Raw genomic sequence first — 24,968 nt, 5'->3', positions numbered from 1 at the left:
CGTTTAGCGCCAGCCGAGCGCCGGCGCGACATGGGTTAAAATCGATTCGATAACGTGGGCGTTATAATCCACGCCCAGCTGGTTAGGCACGGTCAGCAGCAGCGTATCCGCTTCAGCGATGGCCTCGTCCTGCGCCAGCTGCTCGATCAGCGCGTCCGGCTCGGCGGCATAGCTGCGGCCGAAGATCGCCCGGGTCTGCGCGTCGATATATCCCAGCTGATCGCCCTCTTTGCCGCTGCCGCCGAAGTAATTGCGATCCCGCTGATCCACCAGCGCAAAGATGCTGCGGCTGACGGAAACCCGCGGCTCGCGCGCATGGCCGGCCTCTTGCCAGGCGGCGCGATAGGCGCGGATCTGCTTGGCCTGCTGGATATGGAAGGGTTCGCCGGTCTCGTCATTCTTGAGCGTCGAGCTTTGCAGGTTCATACCCAGCTTCGCCGCCCAGACGGCGGTGGCGTTCGAGCCGGCACCCCACCAGATGCGATCGCGCAGCCCGGCGGAAAACGGCTCCGGCCGCAGCAGCCCGGGCGGATTGGGGAACATCGGCTGCGGATTGGGTTCGGCGAACCCTTCACCGCGCAGCGCCTCCAGGAACACTTCGGTATGGCGGCGGGCCATGTCCGCGTCGGTTTCGCCCTCGGCCGGGGCATAACCGAAATAGCGCCAGCCGTCGATCACCTGCTCCGGCGAGCCGCGGCTGATGCCGAGCTGCAGCCGCCCGCCGGCGATCAGATCCGCCGCGCCGGCGTCCTCCACCATGTACAGCGGGTTTTCATAACGCATGTCGATCACGCCAGTGCCGATCTCGATACGTTGGGTTTTGGCGCCGATGGCGGCCAACAGCGGGAACGGCGATCCCAATTGGCGCGCGAAATGGTGAACGCGAAAATAGGCGCCGTCCGCGCCCAGATCTTCGGCGGCGACCGCCAGATCGATGGACTGCAGCAGCGCATCCGCTGCGGAACGGGTGCCGGACTGGGCGGAAGGCGTCCAGTGGCCAAACGAGAGAAAACCAATCTTTTTCATCGGGCATCGTCCTCAAAGGCAAAATCATCGGCCTACAGTGACAAAAACCGCGCGCCTTGCGCCAGCAAAATCGCCCCCGATCGCACTAAACGAACCGATTGCCGCCGCGCCGCCCGGCGATTGTAATCAAAAAACAAATGTCGTATAACAGGCAGCTCCGAGGGGTGTCCTGTTACGGGCTGAGATGGCGCAAGCCGAACCCTTTGAACCTGATCTGGGTCATGCCAGCGAAGGGACGGTTAGGCAACAACGCAATCACCCGTTGCCTGTTCATACCTCAGCGTGCCCGGATCTCCACTGACTCAAGGAGGTCCCATGTCCATCACCACCCTGTTCGAAAGCGGTCTTTACGGCCGGCTGCGGCAACAAGCCGGCAGCCACTGGCAGGACTACGTCGATCACCCGTTTCTGCAGCAGCTGGCCGCCGGCACCTTGCCTGAACGCGCTTTTCGCCGCTACCTGACCCAGGACTATCTGTTCCTGCTGCACTTCGCCCGCGCCTACGCGCTGCTGGTCAGCAAGCTGCGCACCCTGCCGGAGATGCGCGCCGCCACCGCCTCGCTCAACGGCATCGTCGCCGAGCTGCCGTTGCACGTGGCCTACTGCGCCGAATGGGGGTTGAGCGAAGCGCAGATCGCCGCCCAGCCGGAGGCGGCGGAAACCATGAACTACACCCGCTACGTGCTGGATATCGGCCATGCCGGCGACGCCCTCGATCTGTTGGCCGGTCTGCTGCCCTGCGTGGCCGGCTATGCCGAAATCGGCCTGCGGCTGCTGCACGATCCCGCCACCCAGATGGAGGGCAATCCTTACGCCTCCTGGATCCGCAACTACGGCGACGAGGGCTATCTGGCCGGCGTGCGCGCCGCCATCGAACTGCTGGAAACCGTCGGCCACCAGCGCGGCGCACAAAGCCGCTTTACCGAGCTGGCGCAGATTTTCACCACCGCCACCCAGTTGGAAGCGGCATTTTGGCAAATGGGGCTGAACGCCTCATGATCTCCCCGCGCCTCCCGCCCGGCATCCAGGTGCGGGATCTCACTCTGCGCTTCGGTCAACAGACGATCTTTGAGCGGCTGAGCTTCGACATCGCCGGCGGCAGCTTCGTCTCCCTGCTCGGCGCCAGCGGCGCCGGCAAAACCAGCCTGCTGAAAATCATCGCCGGGCTGGCGCAGGCCAGCTCAGGCACGGTGAGCGGCAGCGACGGCCTGCCGATCGCCGGGCGCATCGCCTACATGGGGCAAAAAGACCTGCTCTACCCGTGGCTGAGCGTCGAAGACAATGTCGCCCTCGGCTCGCGGCTGCGCGGTGAAGCGCCGGATCGGGCTTGGGCGGCGCACCTGCTGGAGCGCGTGGGCCTGGCCGCGCATGGCCGCAGCCTGCCCGCCTCGCTGTCCGGCGGCATGCGCCAGCGCGCCGCCATCGCCCGCACGCTCTACGAACGCCAGCCAATCGTGCTGATGGACGAACCCTTTTCCGCGCTGGACGCCATTACCCGCGCCGAGATCCAGAGCCTGGCCGCCGAGCTGCTGGCGCAAAATACCGTGCTGCTGATCACCCACGATCCGATGGAAGCCTGCCGCCTGAGCCACCGGCTGCTGGTGCTGTCGCCCTGGCCGCTGGGCCTCGACGATACTCACCGCATCAGCGGGCTACCGCCGCGCGCGCCGGATGACGCCGACCTGCTGAAAAGCCAGGCCGAGTTGCTGCTGCAAATGGTGAGGGCGGCGCAATGAATATCGCCAAAGAGCGCGGCTTCACCCGTCTGCGGCGCGGGCTGACGGTGTTTGCCGGCCTGCTGCTGCTGTGGTGGCTGGCGGCGCAAAGCGGCATCCCGGCCTTTCTGCTGCCCACGCCGGGCGCAGTGGCGCAGGCGCTGTGGGACGGGCGCAGCTATCTCGCCTGGCACACGCTGGTCACCGCTTCGGAGATCGTCAGCGGGCTGGTGCTGGGCGTGCTGCTCGGCGCGGCGCTGGCGCTGTGCATGATCTTCTCGCCGCGCCTACAGCGCTGGCTGATGCCGCTGGTGCTCACCAGCCAGGCGATACCGGTGTTCGCCCTGGCGCCACTGCTGGTGCTGTGGTTCGGCTTCGGCATGAGCGCCAAGGTGGCGATGGCGGTGCTGGTGATTTTCTTCCCGGTGGTGTCGGCCTTTTTCGACGGGCTGCGCCGGGTCAACACCGACTATCTCGATCTGGCACGCACGATGCGCGCTTCGCGCTGGGCGCAGCTGCGGCACGTGCGGCTAATGGCGGCGTTGCCGGCCTTCGGCTCCGGCCTGCGCATGGCCGCCGCCGTCGCGCCCATCGGCGCCATCATCGGCGAATGGGTCGGCTCGGCCGAAGGGCTGGGCTATGTGATGCTGAACGCCAATGCGCGCATGCAGACCGACGTCTGCTTCGCCGCACTGTTTATTTTGGTGCTGATGACCATGCTGCTGTGGGCCGCGGTGGATGCGCTGCTACGGCGCCTGATCGCCTGGGTGCCGGAAAACGACTGATGATTGCAACCATAACCAGGGATAAAGGAACGACCATGATCAAACAAACCGTCTGCGGGCTGCTGCTCGGCGCCGCCATCACCGGCCAGGCCGGCGCGGCCGACAAGCTGACGCTGGTGCTCGACTGGTACATCAACCCCGATCACGCGCCGATTATGGTGGCCGAGCAGATCGGCGCCTTCAAGGCCGCAGGGCTGGACGTCAAGATCGTGCCACCGTCCGATCCGGCGCTGCCGCCGCGGCTGGTGGCCGCCAAACAGGCCGACCTCGCCATCACCTATCAACCGCAGCTGCACTTCTTCGCCGATCAGGGCCTGCCATTGATGCGCGTCGGCACGCTGATCAACACGCCGCTGAATACGGTGATCGCACTGGACAAAAGCATCACGTCGCCGGCGGATCTCAAAGGCAAAACGGTGGGTTACTCGGTCAGCGGCATCGAACAGGCGACGCTGGCCACCATGGTCGAACACGAGCATCTCAAACCGCAGGATATCAAGCTCATCAACGTCAACTTCCAGCTGACCAGCGCCCTGCTGGCGGGCCAGGTCGATGCGGTGATCGGCGGCTACCGCAACATCGAAGCGCTGGAGCTGAAGCTGCAGGGTAAAGAACCGGTGGTGTTCAACGTCGAAGATTACGGCGTGCCGGCCTACGACGAGCTGATCATCGTCGCCAACCGCAATGCGGTGAACGAACCGAAAATCCGCAGGTTCCTCGCCGCGCTGAAGCAAGGCAGCGACTACCTGCACGCGCACCCGCAGGATACCTGGTTGGCCTTCGCCAAGGCGCACCCGGAGCTGAATACCGAGCTGAACAAACAGGCGTGGCAAGCCAGCCTGCCGCTGTTCGCGCGCGATCCGGCCAAGCTGGATCGCACCCGCTATGAGGCTTACGAGCAATTCCTGTTCGACAACAAGCTGATCAAGAAAATCACCCCGGTAGACCAGTACGCGGTGGAGCTGAACTGATCACGCCGAGGCGGCCGGCGGCGCCACCGTCACCTCGCCCTGGCCGCTGCGCTGCAGGGCCGCCTTCACCAGCCCATTGGCCTTGCAGCGTTCGATAAACGCGTTCACGTAGGCGGCGCCCTGCGTGTTTTGCCGCGGCACCGCCATCGCCTGGCGGATAGCGGTAAAATGTCCGTCCAGCACTCGGTAGCCGGGACGGGCGGCCGCGGCGGCCAACAGCGGTTGACGCACGCCGGCCGCCGCCTCCAGCCCCCGTTCGAAAAACAGCGCGATCGCCTCGGCGGAGGTTGCCGCCCGCACCAATTGCGCCTGCTGCAGCGTGCGCGATAAAAACAGATCGTACGCCGCCCCCTGCCCGACCGCGATGCGTACCTCCGGCCGGTCGAGCTGCGCCACCTCAGAGTAAGGCGCGTCGTTCGCCACCAGGTAAGTCCCCTCGATGATCACGTAGGGTTCACTGAAGGCGATTTGCGCCGCGCGCACCGGCTCGATGGCCATAAACGCCAGGTTCCAGGCGCCGCTGTCCAGATCGGCGAACACCTTGCCCGCCGCGTCATAAGTGACCAGCTCCAGCGCCACGCCCAGTTCGCAAGCCAGCGCGGCGGCCAGCTCCACCGAAGCGCCTTGCGGTTTGCCATCAGCCCCGGCCTGCGCCAGCACCGGATTGCCGTAGTTGATCGCCGCGCGCAACACGCCTTGCGGGGCCAGATCGTCGAGTACCGCTGCGGGGATTGTCTGCATACTTCCTCCTGAATGGCTGATGGATGCACCGTCGTGGCGCTCATTAAGCGTAGAGCGAAACCTCCGACCAGCAAGCTTTCGCCGCCGCGGCCGCCGTCGGCGTGATTAACGTCACACTATTGTCATAAAAATGTACAATAGCCGCCGCTCGTCGGCCGTAGCGGGAGATCGCGCGTTGTTCCGCCGCCGGCAATAGGCTATACCCTTCACTTTTCGCGCCGCGGCACGCTCGGCGGCGCAAACCAGGGCAGCAACGGTTTTATTTCAATCAGACAAGGTTTGGCGGATGGTTTTAGCAGTCGTTTCGTTTGTTCTCTTTTTGGCGTCGATTTTGATTTATCGCACCCGGGCCGCCGCCAACCGCTGGTGGTTCGCCATTCTGCTGACGCTGCTCGGCAGCTATCTGGTGCTGAACGTCATCCTGATCGCCAGCAACTACTTCACCGGTGACGGCATCACCGATGCGGTGATCTACACCGTCACCAGCAGCCTCAAAGGCGCGGGCATCAGCAAATACGTGCTGCCGTTTATCGGCCTGCTGGCGGCGTTGGGGCTTATCTTCGCGGTGCTGGCCCGCAGCCTGCTGCGCCGCAAGGCCAAAGGCAGCAGCGTGGCCTACAGCGTCGTCGCCGTGCTGCTGGCGCTGTTCTCGGTCGGCACCACCCCGGCGTTTCAGGACATCTCGCTGCTGGTCAAAAGCCAGATCGTCGGCGATACCGCCGATTTCACCACCTACTACAAGGCGCCGAAAAAGACCGTACAGGGCAAGCGGCCGAACCTGGTGTACATCTATGCCGAGAGCCTGGAGCGCACCTACTTCGATACCGAGCTGTTTCCCGGCCTGGCCGACGAGCTGAACGCCCTGCGCACGGACAGCATCGATTTCAGCAATACCCAGCAATTGCCGGGCACCGGTTACACCATCGCCGGCATGGTCGCCTCACAGTGCGGCATTCCGCTGTTCGCGCCCTTCGACGGCAACGCCTCCAGCGCGGTCTCCACCTTCTATCCGGAGAACGTCTGCCTGGGCGATGTGCTGAAGGCCGCCGGCTACAGCAACTATTTCTATCAGGGCGCCGAGCTGGCGTTCGCCGGTAAAGACACCTTCCTGAAATCCCACGGCTTCGACCACGTTTACGGCTTCAAAGAGCTGCGCGATCAGGTCGCCGATCCGAGCTACAAAAACGACTGGGGCTGGTACGACGACAGCGTGCTGGACGTGGTGTACGGCAAGTTCGTCGAGCTGTCCAAACAGCGCCAGCCGTTCTCGCTGTTCACCCTGACCGTCGATACCCATCACCCGGACGGCTTTATCTCCGCCGGCTGCAGCAAGAAAAGCTACGCCTGGCAGAACAAGGAAAACCGCTCGCTGAGCGCGGTAGCCTGCAGCCAGCAACACATCGCCGCGCTGATCGACAAGATCAAACGCTCGCCCTATTTCAGCAATACCGTGATCGTGGTGTCCTCCGATCATCTGGCGATGAACAACACCGCCTACGACATCCTGACCAAACAGAAGCGCCGCAACCTGTTCTTCATCATCGACGGCACCCGGCCGCTGGCGGAACAGCGCAACGAGAAACGCAGCACGCTGGACAACGGCGCCACGGTGCTGGACGTGATGGGCGGCGACAACTACATCGGCCTTGGCCGCAGCAGCCTGTCGGCGCCGTCGCTGTCCACGGTGTTCCTGAATATCGAAGAGAAGATCAACGGCTGGAAACCGGCGGTGATCAATCAGTGGGGCCTGCCGAACCGCATCAGCGACTACAGCGTGGATACGCGCCAACGCAGCTTCAGCTTCTCCGGCGTCACCTACAAGGTGCCGTTCATCCTGCGGGTGGGCGACAACCGCATCGAACCGATGTTCAACGTCTACCTCTCCACCCCGCTGCGCAAGCAGCTGGCCGGGCTGGGCGCGGGGGAGAAATTCGTCTGGGTCGATAAATGCTACGAGATCGGCCGGGTCTGGGCGCCGCAGCTGGCGCTGAGCACCGACATCTGCGTGGCCTCCGGCACCCTGGCCTCGCCGCCGCAGATCGCGCAGGCCAGCGGCGAACGCTTCAACGGCAAGGTGAACTTCACCGGCCCGGCGGCGGACAGCGTCGCCGATTACCAAAACGCCGTCGCCCGCCTGCAGGTGGACGACGCGGCGGTGAAATACCGGGCGGACGCCATCGAGTTCATGCTGCCCGGCATGCCGGAACAGGTGAAAGCCATCACCGGCGTCTCCGCCGTCGAGGAATGGGGCCGCTGGTCCGACGCCAATCTGGCGCCGGCGGTCGACATCGATTACGTCGATCCGCTGCCGAAGCGCTTCGATCTGGTGCTGCGCGCCCGCGCCTACGGCAACAACGTCGGCGAACCGATTTCGGTGCGCGTCGGCGACGAAGAGCGCTTCGTGTCGCTCGGTGAACAGGACAGCACCGTCACCCTGCGCTTCGACAACCCGCGCGGCGCGCAGAAGATCAGCATTACTCCGCCGGCGCCGACCGAGCCCAAAGAGAGCGCCAGCGGCGGCTTCACGCCGAAGAAGCTGGGCATCGGCCTGGTGTCGCTGAAGGTCGAAGCGGCCGCTCCCGCCTCCTGATCCCCCGCCTTCACGGGCGCGGTATTTTCTTTGCCGCGCCCGTCATTTCGACCAAGCTTTTACGCCCTTCTTCGGCTAACCTGTGACGGTAAAACGCCGCAACCCCGCCACAGAGCCGGGACATCCAAGGAGAAAGTATGAGCTATGCCCCACCTCGCAGCGGCCTCAGCGCCGATCAGGCACTCGATCAACTGGAGGCCCTGTATGACGCCGCGGTAGACGCGCTGCGGCAGGCGGTCAGTGACTTTATCAGCCACGGCACGCTGCCGGACCCGCAGGCGCGCGCCGCCGGGCTGTTCGTGTATCCCGAACTGCGCGTCAGCTGGGACGGGCAGCAATCCGGCCCGAGCAAAACCCGCGCCTTCGGCCGCTTTACCCATCCCGGCAGCTACAGCACCACCGTGACCCGGCCGCAGCTGTTCCGCCACTATCTGGCCGAACAGCTGGCGATGCTGGAACACGATTACGCCGCCCATATCGAAGTGGCGCCGTCGCAGCAGGAGATCCCGTTCCCTTATGTCATCGACGGTTCCAGCCTGGCGCTCGATCGCTCAATGAGCGCCGGCATCGCGCAGCATTTCCCCACCACCGAGCTGGCGCAGATCGGTGACGAGACCGCCGACGGCCTGTACCACGCCACCGACAACCATTTCCCGCTGTCGCATTTCGATGCGCTGCGCGCGGATTTCTCGCTGGCACGTCTGCGGCACTACACCGGCACGCCGGTGGAACATTTTCAACCGTTTGTGCTGTTCACCAACTACACCCGCTATGTGGACGAGTTCGTGCGCTGGGCCTGCGCCCAGATCGCCGATCCGGCCAGCCCGTACATCGCGCTCTCCAGCGCCGGCGGCACCTACATCACGCCGGAAACCACCGCCCCGGAGCAGGCGGTGTCCGATCTGGCGTGGAAAAACCACCAGATGCCGGCCTATCACCTGATCTCGCGCACCGGCCAGGGCATCACGCTGATCAACATCGGCGTCGGCCCATCCAACGCCAAAACCATCTGCGATCACCTGGCGGTGCTGCGCCCGAGCGCCTGGCTGATGATCGGCCACTGCGGCGGCCTGCGCGAAAGCCAGAAGATCGGCGATTACGTGCTGGCCCACGCCTATCTGCGCGACGATCACGTGCTGGATGCGGTGCTGCCGCCGGATATCCCGATCCCGAGCATCGCCGAGGTGCAGCGCGCCCTGTACGACGCCACCAAGATGGTCAGCGGCATGCCCGGTGAAGAGGTCAAACAGCGCCTGCGTACCGGCACCGTCGTCACCACCGACGATCGCAACTGGGAGCTGCGCTACTCCGCTTCGGCGCGCCGCTTCAATCTCAGCCGCGCGGTGGCGGTCGACATGGAGAGCGCCACCATCGCCGCTCAGGGTTATCGCTTCCGGGTGCCGTACGGCACGCTGCTGTGCGTCTCCGACAAACCGCTGCACGGCGAGATCAAACTGCCGGGCCAGGCCAACCGCTTCTACGAAGGGGCGATCTCCGAGCACCTGCAGATCGGCATCTGCGCCATCGATTTGTTGCGCGCCGAGGGCGATCGCCTGCACTCGCGCAAGCTGCGCACCTTCAACGAACCGCCGTTCCGCTAACGGTGCCAGGCCCGCTGCGGCGGGCCGTTTTTTCCTCAACGCACCAGCGCCAGCGCGCGCTTCTCCTGGCTGCGGCCGCCGGCGATCGACAGCAACAGGTCTTTCACCAGCAGCGCCGGGGCGGACAGCCCCTGTTGGCTGGACATGCACAGTGACAGCGGCACCGACATCGTCGGCGCATTGATGCGCGCCATCCAGGCCTTGGCCGGGCCGATCATCGCGCGCGCCACCGATTCCGGCAGCACGGTCGCCCCCAACCCGCTGGCGATCGCGGCGCTCAGCGCGCCCGAGGATTCGATCTCCCCCACCACGTTGGCAGCCAGCTTGCGCAGCGCCATCGCCTCCTCCAGCTGGTTGCGCACCGCATCGCCCTCGCGCGGCAGGAACAGGTTCAGCCGCGCCACGTCCAGCAGCTCGACGCTGTTGCCGGGATGCGGCACCGCGCGCGTCGCCACCAGATAAAGATCTTCCCGCATCAATGCGATGGCGTGCAGCCCGGCGGGCATTTTGGCGCCGTAGACCATCGCCATGTCCAGCGTCTGGTTAGCCACCTGCCCGGCCAACGCCGCGCCGCCGTTTTCATGCAGGCTGAGCAGGATGCCCGGCTGCTGATCGCGCAGGGTCTGCAGCAACGGCAGCGCCAGCTGCGCCGCGGTGCTGCCCGACGCCAGCCCGAGAGACACCTGGCCGCTCATCGCCTGCCCGGCGCTGTTGACCGCGCTCTGCGCCTGTTCGCACTGGCGCAGAATGGTCTGCGCGTGGGCATACAGAATGTTGCCGGCCTCGGTCGGCTGCACGCCGCGCTTGGTGCGGATCAGCAGTTGCTGCTTCAGTTCCCCTTCCAGCGTCGCCAGCTGCTGGCTGAGCGCCGGCTGGGCGATGTGCAACACCTCCGCCGCCTGGGTCAGGCTGCCGATATCGACGATTTTCACGAAGTACTTCAGACGTCTGAAATTCATAGTGCCTCCAGCGAGCCGCTAAATTGAGAATGCCGAAATCCGGTCATGCAACCGCAGCAAGATCCAGGCCAGAGTCGTCAAAGGGCCTAAAACGCCGGCTAAACGGCGGCAAATGGCCGTTTATCGGGCGGCGCGCGCCACCGCGCAGGGCAGGCGTTGCACCATCGGCAGGCAAATGCGCCGATCAACGGGCAACCCGGCGGCGCTGCGCGCGGGATAAGCGATAAAAGCGAGAAAAAGCAGCAGGTTGGGCAATCTTGCAGCAAACGGACGCATCGGGCGTTTTCACGCTTTACAAGCCGCAACCGCCCCGCTATTATTCGCCCCGTTCCAACGATTCCTCTGTAGTTCAGTCGGTAGAACGGCGGACTGTTAATCCGTATGTCACTGGTTCGAGTCCAGTCAGAGGAGCCATATTTAGAGAAGCCCGCTCAGGGAAACCCGAGCGGGCTTTTTGCCTTTCAGCCGCCGTCAAAAGCTGCGTTTCGCCACCAGATAGGCGCCCGCCACCAGCAGCAGAGCGCCGACCAGCGCCGGCAGATTCTCGCGCAGCGCCGCCGGGCCGGCGCGATAGGCATCGGCCAACAGCCCCATGCACAGCTGGCTGGCGACCAGGATCGAGATGGTCGCTGCCGCCCCCAGCTTCTGGTAACCCAGAATGCCGGCGAACACGAACAGCGATCCCAGCAGCCCCGGCAACAGCATCCACCACCTGGCGGCGCCGGCCACTTCCGCCACCGCGCCGAGGCCGTTTTTGGCCAGCAGCAACCCCACCAGCAACAACAAACCGACGCTGGAGTTGATCACCAGCGTAATGAGGATGGTCGAAACGCTTTCGGTAATGCGCACCATCAGCAGATTCTGCACCACCAACCCCATTCCCGCCGCGATCAGCAGTAACAGCATATTCATCGCCCTGTCTCCCGGGATCAGCGCGCGGGCGGCGTCGCCCGCTCGTCGAGCCTCAGCTGCAGGAACGTCAGATCCAGCCATTGGCCGAATTTGGCGCCCACTTGTTCCATGCGCCCCACGTCGCGAAACCCCAGCGCCAGATGCAGCTTAATCGAGGCCTGATTGCCGGATTCGATGCCGGCCACCATCACGTGCTTGCCGATTTCCCGCGCCCGTGCGATCAGCGCCAGCAGCAACGCCTTGCCAATCCCTGCGCCACGATGCGCCTGATGGACATACACCGAATGTTCCACGGTGTGGCGATAACCATCCCAGGCGCGCCAGTCGCCGAACGACGCGTAGCCGATCGCCTCGTCCGCGGCGTTCACCGCCACCAGCACCGGGTAGCCCGCCGCCTGCCGCTCGCCGATCCACGCCGCGCGGTTGGCCGCATCCACGGTTTGTTCATTCCAGATGGCGGTGCTGTTCAACACCGCGTCGTTATAGATAGCGGCAATCGCCGCGCTATCGTTGAGCGTCGCATTTCGTATAATCATGGTTTACCCCGGCCAATTGTCCACTATAATACTACGATATGAATATTAAATTAGACAATCTAAATCAGCTGATCGGCGCGCGCATTCGCATTGAACGCGAGGCGCGCCACTGGTCGCTGTCCGATTTGGCCGAACGGGCGGGCGTATCGCGGGCGATGGTGCATAAGATCGAACGCGGCGAGAGCAGCCCGACGGCGATGCTGTTGGGCAGACTGGCGGGGGCGTTCGGCCTCAGCATGTCCAAGCTGATCGCCCGCGCGGAAACGCAGGAAGGCCGGCTGCTGCGCCGGGAAGATCAACCGGTCTGGGTCGATCCGGAGAGCGGCTACGTGCGGCGCCACGTGTCGCCGCGCACCGATCTGCCGCTCGATCTGGTGCGCATCGAACTGCCGGCCGGCGCAGCGATCCCGATGCCGGCTTCGGTGTATGCCTTCAAGCGTCAGCTGATCTGGGTTTTATCCGGCGAACTGGTCTTTCTTGAGGGCGACGCGCGCCATGAAATGGCCGAAGGAGACTGCCTGGAGCTCGGCCCACCGGCGGACTGCCGCTTTGAAAACCAAAGCGATGAGGCATGCGTGTATATGGTGGCGGTGCTGAGCGCCGCCTGACGGCTCACCGGCGCTACCCCTGCGTCGGCTGGTTATAGCCGGCGTGGAAAAACTTCTCCGCCAACCGGCTGTCGCCGCCGGAGAAGAACTCACTCATCGGCTCGCGGCCGAGGCCATAGGCGCGGCTGAGCTGCCCGGCCTCGAACGCCGCCCGGTTCTCGTCGCCGCAGCGCTGCGCCAAATGGTGCGCATAGCCGAGCACGAAACCGCGCTTGTAGTCGGAGCAAAAGCGCGACAGCTCCGCCTCCGGCTTCAGGTTCTCCACCTTTAACCCCGCCAACAACCCTTTGCCAAAATGATCTCCCACGGGTTCCTCCTCACTGCACAATCGCTATATAATAAAATATACAGCGAATGAGCGAACGAGAACATACTCCCTAAGTTTTACTCGCCGCATAAAAAAGGCCCGCGAAGCGGGCCTGCGAGAAAGCGGGCAATCACAGCGTGAAATTCAGCCCTTCGCTGACGGTCTTGCCGAGCGGCAGACGGCCCGACGGCGCTTCTTTCTCCTGCAGGAGATCCGGCAGGCGGGCTTTGTCGCCCGGCTTGCCGATCGCCACCATAGCGTGCACCGCATAGTCGTCCGGCAGTTGCAACGCCGCTTTGATCTTATCGTGGTGAATGCCGCTCATGCAGTGGGTCAGCCAGCCTTTCAGGTGCGCCTGATGCGCCAGGTTGGCCCAGGCCGCGCCGGTGTCGAACGCATGGGTCGGGTTGTCCACCAGTCGCTCGCCGTTCAGGCTGGTGGTTTTGGAGACGATCACCACCAGCGCCGAGGCGTGTTGTGCCCAGCCGCGGTTGAAGTCGATCAGGAACTCCAGGTAGTTCTCCCAGCTGTCGGAGCCGTGCTTGCTGTAGGCAAAGCGCCACGGCTGAATGTTGTAGGCCGAAGGCGACCAGCGCGCCGCTTCAAAGAAGCTCAGCAGCGTTTGATCGTCGATGGCGTCGTTGGTCATCGCGCGCGGCGACCAGCGCTCGATAAATTGCGCGTCAATCGGGTAATCGGAGATTCTTGGCTGGCTCATGATAGGTTCTCGCAGTGAAGTAAAAACAAAAGTTCGCTGATATTCCCACAGCTTAGGACGGTAAAACTTTTATTTCGTGCCATTGTCCTGCGGCAATTCCTGCTGCAGCCAGGCCAGAAACGCCCTGACCGGCGGATGCCGCTCGCGCCCCGGCGCGCACAGCACGCTGTATGCGGCGCCCGGTACGCGCACCTCCGGCCGGTACGCCACCAGCAGACCGTTGTCCACCATCTCGGACACCATTACCGAGCTGGCGAGCACCCATCCCTGCCCGGCCACCGCCGCCTGCAGGGCGTAATGCTCCTCGTGATAGCTGCGCATCGCCGCATGGCGCTGCCACCAGTCCACGCCGGCGGCCCGGCACCAGTCATGCCAGCCGCTGTCGTACAGCGCCGAATCCCCCCACTTGACGGTGATCAGCACCGGGTTTTCCGGCGGAGCGGCGGCCAGCCCCGGCGCGGCGTAGACGCCAAAGCTTTCCTCCAGCCGCGCCGCCTGATGCAGCGCGGGATAGTGCGCGCGGCTGTAGCGCACCGCCACATCCACGCTGGCGTCCTGCTGCAGATCGATCACCTCGGCGCAGGCCTCCAGGCGCACCAGATAGTGCGGATGCGCCTGGTAGAAACGCCCCAGGCGCGGCACCAGCCACAGCGCCGCGAACGAGTGCGTCACCGAGACGCACAGCGATCCGGCACTGGGCTGCGGCCGCAGGCCCTCAAGCGTGGCGGCGACGTCCAGCAGCGCGCCGTGCACTCCGGCAAACAGCGTTTCGCCCTTCGCCGTCAGCCGCACGCCGCGCGGCACCCGCTCGAACAGCGCAAAACCCAGCTGCTGTTCCAGCGCCTTGATCTGGTGCGAAATCGCCGTCGGCGTCACCGCCAGCTCGCCCGCCGCCAGCTTGAAGCTGCGCAGGCGAGCGGCGGATTCAAAGGTGCGTAACGCGTTGACGGGCAGCGTAGCGAACATGGCGAAGCCTCTTGGGATGAGTTGAGTTCATCCTGGCAGAAAAACCGTCATTTGTCGCCTGCAGACGTTCGCTTCTAGATTAAGGCTGAGTTCACTTCACACCAAGGAGCATGACATGAATACAGCTCATCAATCCAAGCGCCTGGTGGTGCTGATCGGCAGTCCGCGCCGCGACGGCAACAGCGCCACGCTGGCGCAGGCGATCATGGCGGGCGCCGCCGAAGCCGGCACGTCCGCCAGCCTGCATTTTCTCGACGATTACCTGAGCGGTTTCCTGAGCGATGAACGCCATACGCCGCCGCCGGCCGATCGCTACGCCGAGCTGTTCCTGGAGCACTTCCTGCCGGCCGACGGCGCGGTATTTTGCACGCCGATTTACTGGTACGGCATGTCGGCGCAAACCAAGGCCTTTTTCGATCGCTCGTTCAGCTTCTATTCCAACGCCTACCCTCAGGCGGAACAGGTGCACCAACGCATGAGCGGCAAACGCATCGGGCTGGCGGTGGCGTCGGAAGAAACTTATCCCGGCGCGGCGCTGGGCATCGTGCATCAGATCCAGGAGTTCAGCCGCTACACCCATTCCGCCTTCGTCGGGCTGGTGCACGGCGCCGGCAACCAGCGCGGCGAGATCGCCCGCGATCCGCGCAACCCGCTGCGGGCCGCCCGCGAGTTGGGGCGCGAGTTCTTCACCCGCCCCTACTCGGATTATCAGATGGACAGCCCGCGCAGCACGCAGGTTTGGACGGAATAGCCACGGCCTCAACCGCCACTGCCGATTTGCCAGATAAAGGTCGGCGTATGGCGGTTAATTTCCCAGTCACCGATATTGCGCGCCTTGTAGATCACCGGATTATGTGAAGAGAGCGTGCGCGCATTGCGCCAGTGGCGATCCAACGCCTTACCGGTACGGGTATCTGAAGCGCCGAGCGCATTGAACAATTCACCGGCGGCGCGCTGCACCCACTCCCCGGCGATGACCTGCGCCCTGGCCGCGTCCAGCTCCGCCGTCACGTTAAGCGCCTGCAGCAGCGCTTCATCACCGGATCGATGCGCCTCATAAGCCTGCTGCAGCGAGGAAGTCGCTTTTAGCACCGTCGCCTCGACCGCATAGGCCCAGGCGCTGATTTGCCCCACCACCTGCTGGATCTGCACGTCGTCCTTCACCCAACCGGCGTTGCCGTGGCTATAGATCCTTTTACGTTGCCTCACGCCCTCGCCGACGTCTCGCAGCACCGCGCGGCCGATCCCCGCCAGCGTCGCCAGCAACACATGCTGATAGAACGCAGTTTGGTAGCGGAAGCGCTCGGCAAAGTCATAGACGTGCGCCTGCTCGACCTGCGCATCAATAAAACGCGTGGTGCCGCTGCCGGTAGTGCGCTGGCCAAATCCGTCCCAGTCGTCGTCGCGCTCTACGCCCGGCTGGGCGACGTTCACCAAAGCGATCACCGGGCCGCCGTTGTCGCTGCGCTCGGCATACACGTCGATCCAATCGGCAAACAGACTGCCGGTGCTGTAAAATTTCTCGCCGTTGAGCGACCAGCCGTCGGCCTGCGGCGTTACCCGGGTATTGACCTGCCCCAGCTTCACGCCGCCGATCTCGGTCCAACCGCTGCCGACCAGCTCGCCGTCGAGAAAGCGTTCGAACCAGCGATCGCGCTCCGGGCCGTCCGGCGCGTTCAGCCGATCTTCCACGAAGGCGAAATGCGCCCGCAGCGCCTGCGGCAGGTTAGAGTCCGCCTCCGCCAGTTCGGCCAGCAGTTCGAACAGCTGCGGCAACGAAGCGCCGTCGCCGCCCTTTTCACGCGGGATGCGCACCCTGCCGAACCCCGCTTCTTTCAGCCAACGGATCGGTTCATGCGGCAGCGTGCGCGACAGCTCGCGCTCCACCGCCCCGGCGGCGATTTCGGCGAAGATCGGCCGAAAACGCGCGGCCAGCTGTGCGTAGTCTGCTCCGGTGGATAACAGGTGTTGCGTCATGTCAGTGTCCTCTGTGGTTAAGCGCGATCGGCCAAATCGTCGATATCGCGCGCCGTCGGTTCGAAGCGAATGATCAGCAGGAAGACGATGGGGATCGCCGCCGCCAGTGAAACAATCCAAAACATGTCGGTGCCGAAGCGCGCCTGCAAAATCGGCAGAATAAACAGCGCCAGCGCGCTGCCGATACCGGACAGCGAACGGCCGAAACCGACGCCGGTGGCGCGGATCGCCGTCGGGTAAGAGAGCGCCGGGTAAATCATCATCTGCGCGCCGGGGCCGAAGCCTTCGGCGAACAGCCATAGGCCCAACATCAGGATCGCCAGCCCAACGCCGAACGCCGCCTGCGGATGCCCGATCAACGCCAGAGCAATCAGCGCGATAAACTGCAGCGCAAATCCGGCGATCGCCACGTGGCGCGACGGATACTTCCATGCCAGACGCATGCCGAGCAGGCCACCGGTAAAGGCGAACAGCACGTTCAGCCCGAGCGAGGCGGAGAGGGTTTCAAACACCCCGGCGCCGAGAAACTGCGCCAGAATCGACGGCAGAAAGAAGGCGATGGCGGTGTATTCAAAGGAAATGCAAACGTTCATCACGCAGGAGACCAGAGTGCGTTCGCGGTACGGCTTGCGGAACAGCACGCGGAAGCTGACCTTCGCCGCCGCCGCCGGTTGGGCGGTATCAGGTTCCGCCTCATGGGCGGCAATGCCGTATGACTCGCGCAGGATGCGCGCCGCCTCTTTCAAATCGCCCTGGTTAGCGGCCCACAGCGGCGACTCATTCATAAACTTGCTGCGCACCATGATGATCAGCAACGCAGGCACCGCGCCGAAAATCAACGAGGCGCGCCACAGCCAGTTCGCATGTTCGGCCGGCAACAGAAAATAGAGCGCAAAGATGATCAGAAAACACATCGACGAAGCGGCGTACCACATCGGGCACCAGGCCGCCAGGCGCGACGCCTTGTTGGCCTTGCCGGTGAATTTGGAGAATTCGGCCAGATAGGCCATCGCCACCGGCAAATCGATGCCAACGCCGATACCCATCAAAAAGCGCGCGCCGATCAGCACCCAGACGTTGGGCGCCAGCCCGGCGGCGATGGCGGAAACCACAAAAAACAGCATATCGGCCATAAACACCTGATAGCGGCCGTATTTGTCGGTCAACCAGCCGCCGACCAGGTTGCCGAGAATGGTCCCGACCATGATCGAAGAAGTTACCACCCCGGTCAGCAGCGGGCTGAGGCTGAATTCACGCACCACGTCATCGATGCCGTAAGACAATGTGGTCAGGTCATAGGCATCGAGAAAAACACCGCCCAGCGCCAACAGCACGATCATGCGCGCATGGGTATTTTTCTCGCTGCGTTGGTTAATCAAACGCGCCACATCGCTGGCCGAGCCGATGGGCGCAGATAACGGCGGCGCGGTATCGATATTTAAGGTACTCATAGTTTCCTCGTTGTAATTGGCAGGTGACACCTCGTTTATAGGGTGAAAAAATTACGCCGACAAACAACAAATCTTTCTATAAATATCATTAATATCAATAAATTAAACACAGTTACAGCGTAACGGAAACGCCGGATTAACACGCGTTAATCCGGTCTTTATCACGGCCATTTCGGGCGGGGATTATTCTGCCGATACCGGCACCAGCACGCCTTTCACTAGCGGGTCGTCGGTGTTTTTCAGCCACGCCTGCAACCTGGGATCGGCAAACGCCCGCTGCAGCTTGCGAATATTTTCGTCCTGCAGATAGGGTGTGCCAATCACCAGCTGCGAGGCGAAGGTCTTCGGCGCCGGTGGGAACAAGATGCCCTTCTCACGCGGCACCTTGCCGGCGTCGAACTGCGACACATAGCCAATGGCCGCATCTACCGAATTCAGCGCGCGCGGCATGGTCAGCAAATCCAGCTCCTTGAAGTTAAAATGGCGTTTGTTCTCGCGAATGTCTTTCAGCCTGGCGGTGCGCGCCTCGATCGCCGGATCCAGCCCGATCAGTCCAATGCGCTGCAGCAGCCACAACGCCTGCCCCTGATTGGCGCCGTCGTTGGGCACCACGATCTCCGCGCCGTCCGGCAACTCGGCGATCGACGTATAGCGGTCGGAATAGATGCCGAATGCCCACTGAAACACCGGCAGCGTCGGGGTCAGCTTAAAACCGTTGGCCTCCACCACCTGCTTTAGCCACCACTGGTGCTGGTAGATCGTGGCGGCGTACTGCCCCTGCGCCACCGCACGATCGGCCTGCACCGGATCCTGCAGGCCAACCGCCTCCAGCCTGAGGCCGTAATCCGGCGCGATATGCTCGCCGACGAACTCGATCACCCGCTGCTCTCCGGCCATCGCCGGCTCAAAGTGCACTTTGAGCGTGCTGCCGAACTGCACCGTCTGCGGCTGGCGGGCGCTGAAGTGCCAAACCGCGGCGGCGATAATCGCCACCGCCGCGATACCCACCGGCCACGGCCAGCGTTTCTTCTTCACTATCTCAAAATCGTGATTAGGCATAATTAAAGGGTTTCCTGATGATGACGCAACGCGGCGACCAGGCGGTCACCAATAAACTGAATCAGTTGGATCGTGGCGATCAGCACCACAATGGTGGCGATCATGATGTGATTGTCGAAACGCTGGTAGCCGTACACCACCGCCAGATAGCCGATGCCGCCCGCGCCAATGGTGCCGGCGATGGCCGAATACTCGATCATCGAGATGACGTTCAGCGTGATGGCGGCGACGATCGCCGGCAGCGCCTCGCTGAGCTGCGCGCGGGTGACTATCTGCCAGATCGAACCGCCTGACACCAGCCCCACCGCCGTCACCTCCGGCGGCAGTTCGCGCAGCGCGTTCTCCACCAGCCGGCCGAAGAATGGAATGCCGGCGACGATCATCGGGATCACCGCCGCCGGAATGCCGATGGTGGTGCCGGTCAACCAGAAGGTGAACGGAATAATCGCCGCCATCAGCACCAGAAACGGCAGCGAACGGCCCATGTTCACCAACCAGCTCAGCGCGCGATTCAGCGCCGGGCGCGGAAACAAGCCGCGCGATGAGGTGTTGAACAACACCACGCCGACGGCGCCGCCAATCGCCACCACAAACAGCATCACGATGCCGACCATCAGCCAGGTTTCGCCGTAGGCCGGCAGCATCAACCGATGGATCTCGCGCCAGGGTGTGTCCTGGCTCATCACGCTGTCAGACAGATTTTTCATACCGCCTCCTGCAACGCCGCCGGCTGTTCCAGCACCTCGGCGAGAATGCCCAACCGCCGCAGCTCGTCCTGCAGTTCAGCCACCGAACGCGAACCGCCGCCAAAACGCACCGCAATCTCCAACCGCCCGGCCAGGCTGCCGCCCACCACTTCAACGTGGCCGCCCAACAGATCGATCTGCAGGTCGAGTTGGCGGCTGATGCGGCTGATCCAGTCGGTGGCCGCCGGCTGACGGGCGCAGTAGGTTACCTGCAGCCGCAACGCGGCGTCGGACGCCAGCGTCTTCAGCGGGAACAGCCGGCGGCCCAGCGAGGAATCGGGCGCTGCCAACAGCTCGCGCACCGGCCCTTGCTGCACAATCACGCCGTCGCGGATCTCGGCCACCGCGTCGGCGGCGTCGCGCACCGCATCCATCTCGTGGGTGATCAGGATGATCGACAGGCCATACCGATCGCGCAGCTGTTTAAGCAGGCTGAGAATGGCCCCGGTGGCGTCCGGATCCAGCCCGGAGGTGGCCTCATCCGCCAGCAGCACCGACGGATTCAGCGCCAGCGCGCGGGCGATGCCGACCCTTTGGCGCTGGCCGCCGGACAGCTGCGCCGGGTAAAACGCCGCCTTGTCCGCCAGCCCCACCGCCGCCAGCAGGCTCTTTACCCGCTTGTCGATATCGCGCGGCACCACGCCCAGATAGGTCAACGGCAGCGCCACATTCTGCCAGGCGGTTTTGCGCTGCAGCAGCGCGGAAGACTGGAACACCGTGCCTATCGCCCGCCGCTCCCTGCGCAGCGCCTCGCCCGCAAGCCGCGACAAGTCCTGGCCGTTCACCCGGATACTGCCGCTGCTCGGCCGCTCCAGCAGGCTGATGCATTTCGCCAGCGTCGATTTGCCCGCCCCGCTGGGGCCGACCACGGCGGTAATCGATCCGGCCGGCACCCGCAGCGAAACGCCCTTCAGCACCTCAATCCGGCGCCCGTCCGGCGCGCGGTAAGCCTTGTGCAACTCCTCAATCTCTATCATCGCATCCTCACTTGACGCTCAGTGCATCGGCCAAGGACGCGCCGGCCGGCCAGCGGTAGCCCACCGCCGGGTGCGGCTCCGCCAGGCGCGGCCCCTGATTGAACAATTTTTCTCGCAGAGTGCCCGCCGTGTAGTCGCGCTTGTACGCTCCGCGTTTTTGCAGCTCGGGGATCAGCAGTTCCACCACGTCGGTGAAGGTTTCATGGGTAACGGCGTAGGCCAGATTGAAGCCGTCAACATCCGTTTCCTCCACCCACGCCTGCAGTTCGTCGGCCACGGTTTGCGGGCCGCCCACCAACAGCGGGCCGAAACCGCCGATGCCGACCCATTCGGCGATGCCCTGTACTGTCCATTCACGGCTGGGATCGGCGCTGGAGAAAGTTTCCACCGCCGACTGAATGGCATTGGTGTGCAGATGCTTCAGCACCTGATCCGGCTGATACTGGCCGAAATCGATGCCGGTCCAGCCGGACACCAGCGCCAGCGCGCCTTCGTAGCTGGTATAGGATTTGTATTCCCGCCATTTTTCCTGCGCCTGTCGGTCCGTTTCACCGACGATCACCGTCTGCAGGTTGAAGATCAGGATGCTGCGCGGATCGCGCCCGGCCTCGGCGGCGCGGCGGCGGATATCGGCCACGGTTTTTTTCAGCAATGTTTTCGAAGGAGAGGCGACAAACACGCATTCGGCGTGTTCCGCAGCAAACTGCTTGCCGCGGCTGGAAGCGCCGGCCTGATACAGCACCGGCGTGCGCTGCGGCGAAGGCTCGCTCAGATGAATGCCCGGCACCTGGAAGAACTCGCCCTTGTGATTGATCGGATGAATTTTCGCCGGATCGCTGAAGATGCGCCGCTGACGATCGCGCAAAATCGCGCCGTCTTCCCAACTGCCCTCCAGCAGCTTGTAAACCACCTGCAGGTATTCATCGGCGTAGTCGTAGCGCGCATCGTGATCGGTCTGCGCCCGGTGGCCAATATTGCGCGCGCCGCTCTCCAGGTAAGAGGTGACGATATTCCAACCGATGCGCCCCTTGGTCAGGTGATCAAGCGTCGACAATCTGCGGGCGAAAGGATAAGGGTGCTCGAATGACAGCGAGGCGGTCAGCCCGAAGCCGAGATGTTCGGTAACCAGCGCCATCGGTGTCACCAGCGCCAGCGGATCGTTAACCGGCACCTGCGTCGCCTGGCGGATCGCCGCGTCGCCGCTGCCGTTAAGCACGTCGTAAATCCCCAGCACGTCGGCGATAAACAATCCATCGAACTTGCCGCGTTCCAGCAGGCGCGCCAGATCGGTCCAATATTCGAGATCCTTATACTGCCAGGAACGGTCGCGCGGGTGCGCCCACAGCCCCGGCGACTGATGGCCGACGCAGTTCATATCAAAAGCGTTAAGACGAATTTCACGTTGCGATGACATAGCGAGCTCCACAATTATCTGCCGGCCACGGACGGAGCCGGGCCGGATGGGGGGTCTTAGGGTGTTAAAAACGGGAATGGACGATCAGTTTGCAGCCGGACATCGCGCCAGCAGGTATTGCGCGACGCTTTGGGCGTGTTCCGCCACCTGCGGCAGCCCCATCAGTTCACCGAAGCGGCCGCGCGCCGCCGGGCCGGCCACCAGCAGGCGCGGGTTGGCAAGGCCGTCGCCGCCGATCGCCTGGCTGTCGGCATTGACCCACAGCCCCAATCCCAGCGGATCGGCGCGCAGCGCCCCCTGCTCCGCCAGCGAACTGAGCAACGGGCTGGCAGCGATCAGGCCGGCATGAGCCGGCCCCGTAGCGATCAGCAACCGCTGCGTCTGCAGCGCCCGCTCTGCGCCCTGGCGCGGCAGAATCGTCAAGCGCACGCCCTGCGGCGTGGGTTCCGCCCGCCGCAGACGAGCGGCCAATACCTGCAGCGTGCCCGCTGCCTGTTGCTCCATCAGCAGCGTGCTCACCTGCGGCGCAAGGCGATAGCGGTGCACGTCCCAATAGGCGCGCAGATGCCGCAGAAAGCGCTGCTGTTCGGTCGGCGTCAACGCTTGCCACAGGCTCTGGCCCTGGGCGCGCACCGCGTCCAACACCGCCTGCCACGGCACCCGTTGCCGAGCGGCGCGCGCCACCTCAAGGCGCACCTGCCGCACCCCGTCACGCAGTCCGGATGGCGGGGTAAACGACCACGTCGGGTACTCCCCTTCGGCATTGGCACGCGGCAGCAAGCCGTGACGAGAGAACGCGGTAATCGGCCCGCGATGCCCGCGGCGGTGCAACGCCGCCACCGCATCGGCCATCGTCAGCCCGCTGCCGACGATCGCCAACGATTCATCGGGTTCAATCTCATCCAGCGCCCCCTCCGCCCAGGGATTGGCGATCAAACGCGCGTCGCGCGCCAGTTCCGGGGCGATCTGCCGCGGCAGCGCGGGCGGTGGATGGCTGGTCGCCAACACCACATAGTCGCCCCACAGCCGTTCGCCGCCGGCGGTGATGACGGACGCGCCCTGCGCCTGCGGCTGCAGGTGCTGCGCCCGATCGCGCAGGTGCCGCAAGCGGGCCTGGCCCGACTGCGCCGCCTGATGAAAACGTTCCTCGACATAGCGGCCGAAGGCGCCGCGCTGCGGATAGGCTTTACCGTCGCGCCACAACGCCTGCGGATCGGCTGCCAGCCCGCCGCTCTCGCGGAACCAGCGGTCAAAATCCCCCGCCGGTTCATCCGCCAGCTGCATCCTATCGGCCGGAACGTTGATGCGGTGAGTCGGCTCGGTGGTCGAATACGCCACGCCATAGCCCGGCGCGGCGCGCGGTTCGATCACCGTGACATCCACCGCTCCGCGCGCCAGCTGGATCGCCAGCGCCGCGCCGGTGAAACCGCCGCCGATAACGATAATATGGGCACGCTTCGCCATCAGCCCTCCCGCTGCGCCGGGCCGGGACGACGATCGCCGCCGATGGTTTCGCCAAACGGGCCGGTATTGATCGTGCGAGCCGTCTGATGAGCCGACTGCGCCAGCGGCAGCAGCGGCATCACCAGCTCGGCGAAGCGGTGAGCCTCTTCCAGATGCGGATAGCCGGAAAGGATGAAATTGTCGATGCCCAGCGCCTGATACTCGCGTATGCGCGCCGCCACCTGCTGCGGATTGCCCACCAATGCGGTGCCGGCGCCGCCGCGCACCAGGCCAACGCCGGCCCACAGGTTGGGGCCGATGCGCAGACTCTCGCGCGAGCCGCCGTGCAGCTCGCTCATGCGGCGCTGGCCGGTAGAGTCCATGCGCGCAAAGATCTGCTGCGCCGCCGCGATGGTGTCGTCATCCAGATGCGCAATCAGTCGCTCGGCCGCCGCCCAGGCTTCGTCTTCAGTTTCGCGCACAATAACGTGCAGGCGAATGCCATAGCTGAGTTTACGCCCCTGCCGCTCGGCGCGCTGGCGCACCGCCGCCAGCTTTTCCGCCACCTGAGCCAGCGGCTCGCCCCAGGTCAGGTAGGTGTCGATCTGCCCGGCGGCGATGTCGATCGCTTCCGACGATGAGCCGCCGAAATAGAGCGGCGGGCCGTTTTCCTGCACCGGCGGGAACAGCAATTCGGCGCCTTCGACGCGAATATGCTTACCGCTGAAATCCACCTTCTCCCCTTGCAACAGCCGTTGATACACCGTGAGAAATTCCTGTGTCACCTCATAGCGTTCGGCATGGCTGAGGAAGATGCCATCCCCTTTGTTTTCCACCGGATCGCCGCCGGTCACCACGTTGATCAGCAGGCGCCCGTCCGACAGCCGATCCAGCGTCGCCGCCATGCGCGCCGCCAGGCTCGGCGGCTGCAGGCCAGGGCGCACCGCCACCAGATAGCGCAACCGGCGGGTGATCGGCGCCAGCGCCGCCGCCACCAGCCAGGAATCTTCGCAGCTTTTACCGGTTGGGATCAGCACGCCGTAATAGCCGAGGTTGTCGGCAGCCAGCGCCACCTGCTGCAAATAAGGCAGGTCCACCGGGCGCCCGCCCTGCGCCGTGCCCAGATAGCGACCGTCGCCGTGGGTCGGCAGAAACCAGAAAACGTTGATGCGATCTTTCACTGACTCAGTCATTTATGCCTTTCCTATATAACTATTTTCATTATTTATCGATAGAAAAACTTTGCTTGGTTATAAAAAGAAAAGCAGGATGCGTGCCACATTGCAGATTTAAAAAAACCAATGCATATCAATATATTGATGAGATATCGACGTCAAAACGCTGCTGCATTGGCAGCAGGCGGCGGCGGAAAGCTGTTGCCAATGCAGCACCGTGCGCCTTTTATCCTCTCGCGGCGGCTCATTGGCTGGGATAAGATTTTTTTCCCCATCGCCGTCAGACAGGAG

At 64.0% G+C, this 24,968-nt stretch carries 24 protein-coding genes, 1 tRNA gene and 1 riboswitch; of the genes, 9 read left to right on the top strand and 16 right to left on the bottom strand.

Annotated elements, in window-relative coordinates:
* Positions 1-3: 3 nt before the first annotated feature.
* Entirely contained in the window at positions 4-1,026 is a 1,023-nt protein-coding gene (locus ACJ8PN_RS08630; protein ID WP_015378399.1) for an LLM class flavin-dependent oxidoreductase, read from the bottom strand.
* A 150-nt stretch (positions 1,027-1,176) separates the two neighbouring features.
* Positions 1,177-1,279, top strand: a riboswitch (TPP riboswitch).
* A gap of 62 nt (positions 1,280-1,341) precedes the next feature.
* Here ACJ8PN_RS08630 and tenA point away from each other — a divergent pair.
* The 4 genes from tenA to ACJ8PN_RS08610 are packed head-to-tail and all read left to right on the top strand — an operon-like array spanning position 1,342 to position 4,497.
* The gene (tenA, locus tag ACJ8PN_RS08625; RefSeq protein ID WP_351106365.1) at positions 1,342-2,025 is read left to right on the top strand and encodes a thiaminase II; all 684 of its coding nucleotides are present in this window, start codon (positions 1,342-1,344) and stop codon (positions 2,023-2,025) included.
* A complete protein-coding gene (locus tag ACJ8PN_RS08620; protein ID WP_351106368.1) occupies positions 2,022-2,762 on the top strand; it encodes an ABC transporter ATP-binding protein in 741 nt (246 codons plus the stop codon). Before tenA ends, ACJ8PN_RS08620 begins: the two co-directional genes overlap by 4 nt.
* Positions 2,759-3,526, top strand: a complete 768-nt coding sequence (locus tag ACJ8PN_RS08615; protein WP_442534824.1) for an ABC transporter permease — start codon at positions 2,759-2,761, stop codon at positions 3,524-3,526. The genes ACJ8PN_RS08620 and ACJ8PN_RS08615 overlap by 4 nt, the downstream gene beginning before the upstream one ends.
* A 35-nt stretch (positions 3,527-3,561) precedes the next feature.
* A complete protein-coding gene (locus ACJ8PN_RS08610) occupies positions 3,562-4,497 on the top strand; it encodes an ABC transporter substrate-binding protein (protein ID WP_442534823.1) in 936 nt (311 codons plus the stop codon).
* Here the strand turns inward: ACJ8PN_RS08610 and ACJ8PN_RS08605 are convergent, their stop codons facing one another.
* Positions 4,498-5,238, bottom strand: a complete 741-nt coding sequence (locus ACJ8PN_RS08605; protein ID WP_171454341.1) for a transporter substrate-binding domain-containing protein — start codon at positions 5,236-5,238, stop codon at positions 4,498-4,500.
* A gap of 286 nt (positions 5,239-5,524) precedes the next feature.
* Between ACJ8PN_RS08605 and opgB the strand changes: the two genes are divergently transcribed.
* Positions 5,525-7,828, top strand: a complete 2,304-nt coding sequence (opgB, locus tag ACJ8PN_RS08600; RefSeq protein ID WP_171454342.1) for a phosphatidylglycerol--membrane-oligosaccharide glycerophosphotransferase — start codon at positions 5,525-5,527, stop codon at positions 7,826-7,828.
* 137 nt (positions 7,829-7,965) lie between these two features.
* A complete protein-coding gene (locus tag ACJ8PN_RS08595; RefSeq protein WP_351106381.1) occupies positions 7,966-9,429 on the top strand; it encodes an AMP nucleosidase in 1,464 nt (487 codons plus the stop codon).
* A 35-nt stretch (positions 9,430-9,464) separates the two neighbouring features.
* Here ACJ8PN_RS08595 and nac read toward each other — a convergent pair whose 3' ends face one another.
* Complete coding sequence (gene nac, locus ACJ8PN_RS08590) at positions 9,465-10,388, bottom strand: nitrogen assimilation transcriptional regulator NAC (RefSeq protein ID WP_015378407.1); 924 nt, start codon at positions 10,386-10,388, stop codon at positions 9,465-9,467.
* A 338-nt stretch (positions 10,389-10,726) separates the two neighbouring features.
* Between nac and ACJ8PN_RS08585 the strand changes: the two genes are divergently transcribed.
* A tRNA-Asn gene (locus tag ACJ8PN_RS08585) sits at positions 10,727-10,802 on the top strand.
* A 57-nt stretch (positions 10,803-10,859) separates the two neighbouring features.
* Here the strand turns inward: ACJ8PN_RS08585 and ACJ8PN_RS08580 are convergent.
* On the bottom strand, positions 10,860-11,300 hold the full coding sequence (locus ACJ8PN_RS08580; protein WP_442534822.1) for a DMT family transporter: 441 nt from the start codon (positions 11,298-11,300) through the stop codon (positions 10,860-10,862).
* 17 nt (positions 11,301-11,317) lie between these two features.
* Positions 11,318-11,836 (bottom strand): GNAT family N-acetyltransferase, encoded by a 519-nt coding sequence (locus ACJ8PN_RS08575; RefSeq protein WP_033632640.1) that lies wholly within the window; start codon positions 11,834-11,836, stop codon positions 11,318-11,320.
* A gap of 38 nt (positions 11,837-11,874) precedes the next feature.
* Here ACJ8PN_RS08575 and ACJ8PN_RS08570 point away from each other — a divergent pair, with 38 nt between their 5' ends.
* Complete coding sequence (locus tag ACJ8PN_RS08570; RefSeq protein ID WP_015378410.1) at positions 11,875-12,444, top strand: helix-turn-helix domain-containing protein; 570 nt, start codon at positions 11,875-11,877, stop codon at positions 12,442-12,444.
* Positions 12,445-12,457: 13 nt separating this feature from the next.
* Here the strand turns inward: ACJ8PN_RS08570 and ACJ8PN_RS08565 are convergent, their stop codons facing one another.
* The 3 genes from ACJ8PN_RS08565 to ACJ8PN_RS08555 all read right to left on the bottom strand — a co-directional run bounded on the left by ACJ8PN_RS08565 (position 12,458) and on the right by ACJ8PN_RS08555 (position 14,435).
* On the bottom strand, positions 12,458-12,751 hold the full coding sequence (locus ACJ8PN_RS08565; RefSeq protein ID WP_049242376.1) for a DUF2623 family protein: 294 nt from the start codon (positions 12,749-12,751) through the stop codon (positions 12,458-12,460).
* A gap of 130 nt (positions 12,752-12,881) precedes the next feature.
* On the bottom strand, positions 12,882-13,469 hold the full coding sequence (locus tag ACJ8PN_RS08560) for a nitroreductase family protein (RefSeq protein ID WP_442534821.1): 588 nt from the start codon (positions 13,467-13,469) through the stop codon (positions 12,882-12,884).
* A gap of 69 nt (positions 13,470-13,538) precedes the next feature.
* Entirely contained in the window at positions 13,539-14,435 is an 897-nt protein-coding gene (locus ACJ8PN_RS08555) for a LysR substrate-binding domain-containing protein (RefSeq protein WP_351106390.1), read from the bottom strand.
* A 115-nt stretch (positions 14,436-14,550) separates the two neighbouring features.
* Between ACJ8PN_RS08555 and ACJ8PN_RS08550 the strand changes: the two genes are divergently transcribed.
* The gene (locus ACJ8PN_RS08550; RefSeq protein ID WP_015378414.1) at positions 14,551-15,186 is read left to right on the top strand and encodes a flavodoxin family protein; all 636 of its coding nucleotides are present in this window, start codon (positions 14,551-14,553) and stop codon (positions 15,184-15,186) included.
* An 8-nt stretch (positions 15,187-15,194) separates the two neighbouring features.
* Here ACJ8PN_RS08550 and ACJ8PN_RS08545 read toward each other — a convergent pair whose 3' ends face one another.
* The 8 genes from ACJ8PN_RS08545 to ssuD all read right to left on the bottom strand — a co-directional run bounded on the left by ACJ8PN_RS08545 (position 15,195) and on the right by ssuD (position 24,695).
* Complete coding sequence (locus ACJ8PN_RS08545; RefSeq protein WP_151266097.1) at positions 15,195-16,412, bottom strand: acyl-CoA dehydrogenase family protein; 1,218 nt, start codon at positions 16,410-16,412, stop codon at positions 15,195-15,197.
* 17 nt (positions 16,413-16,429) lie between these two features.
* Entirely contained in the window at positions 16,430-17,863 is a 1,434-nt protein-coding gene (locus tag ACJ8PN_RS08540; protein ID WP_351106395.1) for an MFS transporter, read from the bottom strand.
* 183 nt (positions 17,864-18,046) lie between these two features.
* Positions 18,047-18,922 carry a MetQ/NlpA family ABC transporter substrate-binding protein gene (locus ACJ8PN_RS08535; RefSeq protein WP_351106398.1) on the bottom strand — a complete coding sequence of 292 codons (876 nt, stop codon included), beginning with the start codon at positions 18,920-18,922 and terminating at the stop codon, positions 18,047-18,049.
* Between the two features lie 2 nt (positions 18,923-18,924).
* Positions 18,925-19,629 (bottom strand): methionine ABC transporter permease, encoded by a 705-nt coding sequence (locus ACJ8PN_RS08530; protein WP_004940850.1) that lies wholly within the window; start codon positions 19,627-19,629, stop codon positions 18,925-18,927.
* Positions 19,626-20,645 (bottom strand): methionine ABC transporter ATP-binding protein, encoded by a 1,020-nt coding sequence (locus tag ACJ8PN_RS08525; protein ID WP_442534820.1) that lies wholly within the window; start codon positions 20,643-20,645, stop codon positions 19,626-19,628. Before ACJ8PN_RS08525 ends, ACJ8PN_RS08530 begins: the two co-directional genes overlap by 4 nt.
* A gap of 7 nt (positions 20,646-20,652) precedes the next feature.
* The gene (locus ACJ8PN_RS08520) at positions 20,653-22,059 is read right to left on the bottom strand and encodes an LLM class flavin-dependent oxidoreductase (RefSeq protein ID WP_004940847.1); all 1,407 of its coding nucleotides are present in this window, start codon (positions 22,057-22,059) and stop codon (positions 20,653-20,655) included.
* An 84-nt stretch (positions 22,060-22,143) separates the two neighbouring features.
* Entirely contained in the window at positions 22,144-23,523 is a 1,380-nt protein-coding gene (locus ACJ8PN_RS08515) for an FAD/NAD(P)-binding protein (protein WP_442534819.1), read from the bottom strand.
* Entirely contained in the window at positions 23,523-24,695 is a 1,173-nt protein-coding gene (gene ssuD / locus ACJ8PN_RS08510; protein ID WP_021505843.1) for an FMNH2-dependent alkanesulfonate monooxygenase, read from the bottom strand. Before ssuD ends, ACJ8PN_RS08515 begins: the two co-directional genes overlap by 1 nt.
* Positions 24,696-24,968 lie beyond the last annotated feature (273 nt).

The sequence above is a fragment of the Serratia sp. CY76391 genome, from assembly GCF_052166695.1.
In the GTDB taxonomy this organism is placed as follows: Bacteria; Pseudomonadota; Gammaproteobacteria; order Enterobacterales; family Enterobacteriaceae; genus Serratia; species Serratia nematodiphila.
Note: the sequence above shows the minus strand (reverse complement) of the source record. Positions and strands in the feature narration are given on the sequence as shown.

Excerpts from the sequence above, each read along its gene's own strand:
- ACJ8PN_RS08525 (WP_442534820.1), bottom strand. The coding sequence starts at position 20,645 with ATGATAGAGATTGAGGAGTTGCACAAGGCTTACCGCGCGCCGGACGGG.
- ACJ8PN_RS08610 (WP_442534823.1), top strand. The coding sequence starts at position 3,562 with ATGATCAAACAAACCGTCTGCGGGCTGCTGCTCGGCGCCGCCATCACC.
- tenA (WP_351106365.1), top strand. The coding sequence starts at position 1,342 with ATGTCCATCACCACCCTGTTCGAAAGCGGTCTTTACGGCCGGCTGCGG.
- nac (WP_015378407.1), bottom strand. The coding sequence starts at position 10,388 with ATGAATTTCAGACGTCTGAAGTACTTCGTGAAAATCGTCGATATCGGC.
- ACJ8PN_RS08545 (WP_151266097.1), bottom strand. The coding sequence starts at position 16,412 with ATGACGCAACACCTGTTATCCACCGGAGCAGACTACGCACAGCTGGCC.
- ACJ8PN_RS08530 (WP_004940850.1), bottom strand. The coding sequence starts at position 19,629 with ATGAAAAATCTGTCTGACAGCGTGATGAGCCAGGACACACCCTGGCGC.
- ACJ8PN_RS08540 (WP_351106395.1), bottom strand. The coding sequence starts at position 17,863 with ATGAGTACCTTAAATATCGATACCGCGCCGCCGTTATCTGCGCCCATC.
- ACJ8PN_RS08580 (WP_442534822.1), bottom strand. The coding sequence starts at position 11,300 with ATGAATATGCTGTTACTGCTGATCGCGGCGGGAATGGGGTTGGTGGTG.
- ACJ8PN_RS08520 (WP_004940847.1), bottom strand. The coding sequence starts at position 22,059 with ATGTCATCGCAACGTGAAATTCGTCTTAACGCTTTTGATATGAACTGC.
- ACJ8PN_RS08535 (WP_351106398.1), bottom strand. The coding sequence starts at position 18,922 with ATGCCTAATCACGATTTTGAGATAGTGAAGAAGAAACGCTGGCCGTGG.
- ACJ8PN_RS08570 (WP_015378410.1), top strand. The coding sequence starts at position 11,875 with ATGAATATTAAATTAGACAATCTAAATCAGCTGATCGGCGCGCGCATT.
- ACJ8PN_RS08615 (WP_442534824.1), top strand. The coding sequence starts at position 2,759 with ATGAATATCGCCAAAGAGCGCGGCTTCACCCGTCTGCGGCGCGGGCTG.
- ACJ8PN_RS08605 (WP_171454341.1), bottom strand. The coding sequence starts at position 5,238 with ATGCAGACAATCCCCGCAGCGGTACTCGACGATCTGGCCCCGCAAGGC.
- opgB (WP_171454342.1), top strand. The coding sequence starts at position 5,525 with ATGGTTTTAGCAGTCGTTTCGTTTGTTCTCTTTTTGGCGTCGATTTTG.
- ssuD (WP_021505843.1), bottom strand. The coding sequence starts at position 24,695 with ATGACTGAGTCAGTGAAAGATCGCATCAACGTTTTCTGGTTTCTGCCG.
- ACJ8PN_RS08620 (WP_351106368.1), top strand. The coding sequence starts at position 2,022 with ATGATCTCCCCGCGCCTCCCGCCCGGCATCCAGGTGCGGGATCTCACT.
- ACJ8PN_RS08550 (WP_015378414.1), top strand. The coding sequence starts at position 14,551 with ATGAATACAGCTCATCAATCCAAGCGCCTGGTGGTGCTGATCGGCAGT.
- ACJ8PN_RS08515 (WP_442534819.1), bottom strand. The coding sequence starts at position 23,523 with ATGGCGAAGCGTGCCCATATTATCGTTATCGGCGGCGGTTTCACCGGC.
- ACJ8PN_RS08630 (WP_015378399.1), bottom strand. The coding sequence starts at position 1,026 with ATGAAAAAGATTGGTTTTCTCTCGTTTGGCCACTGGACGCCTTCCGCC.
- ACJ8PN_RS08555 (WP_351106390.1), bottom strand. The coding sequence starts at position 14,435 with ATGTTCGCTACGCTGCCCGTCAACGCGTTACGCACCTTTGAATCCGCC.
- ACJ8PN_RS08560 (WP_442534821.1), bottom strand. The coding sequence starts at position 13,469 with ATGAGCCAGCCAAGAATCTCCGATTACCCGATTGACGCGCAATTTATC.
- ACJ8PN_RS08595 (WP_351106381.1), top strand. The coding sequence starts at position 7,966 with ATGAGCTATGCCCCACCTCGCAGCGGCCTCAGCGCCGATCAGGCACTC.
- ACJ8PN_RS08575 (WP_033632640.1), bottom strand. The coding sequence starts at position 11,836 with ATGATTATACGAAATGCGACGCTCAACGATAGCGCGGCGATTGCCGCT.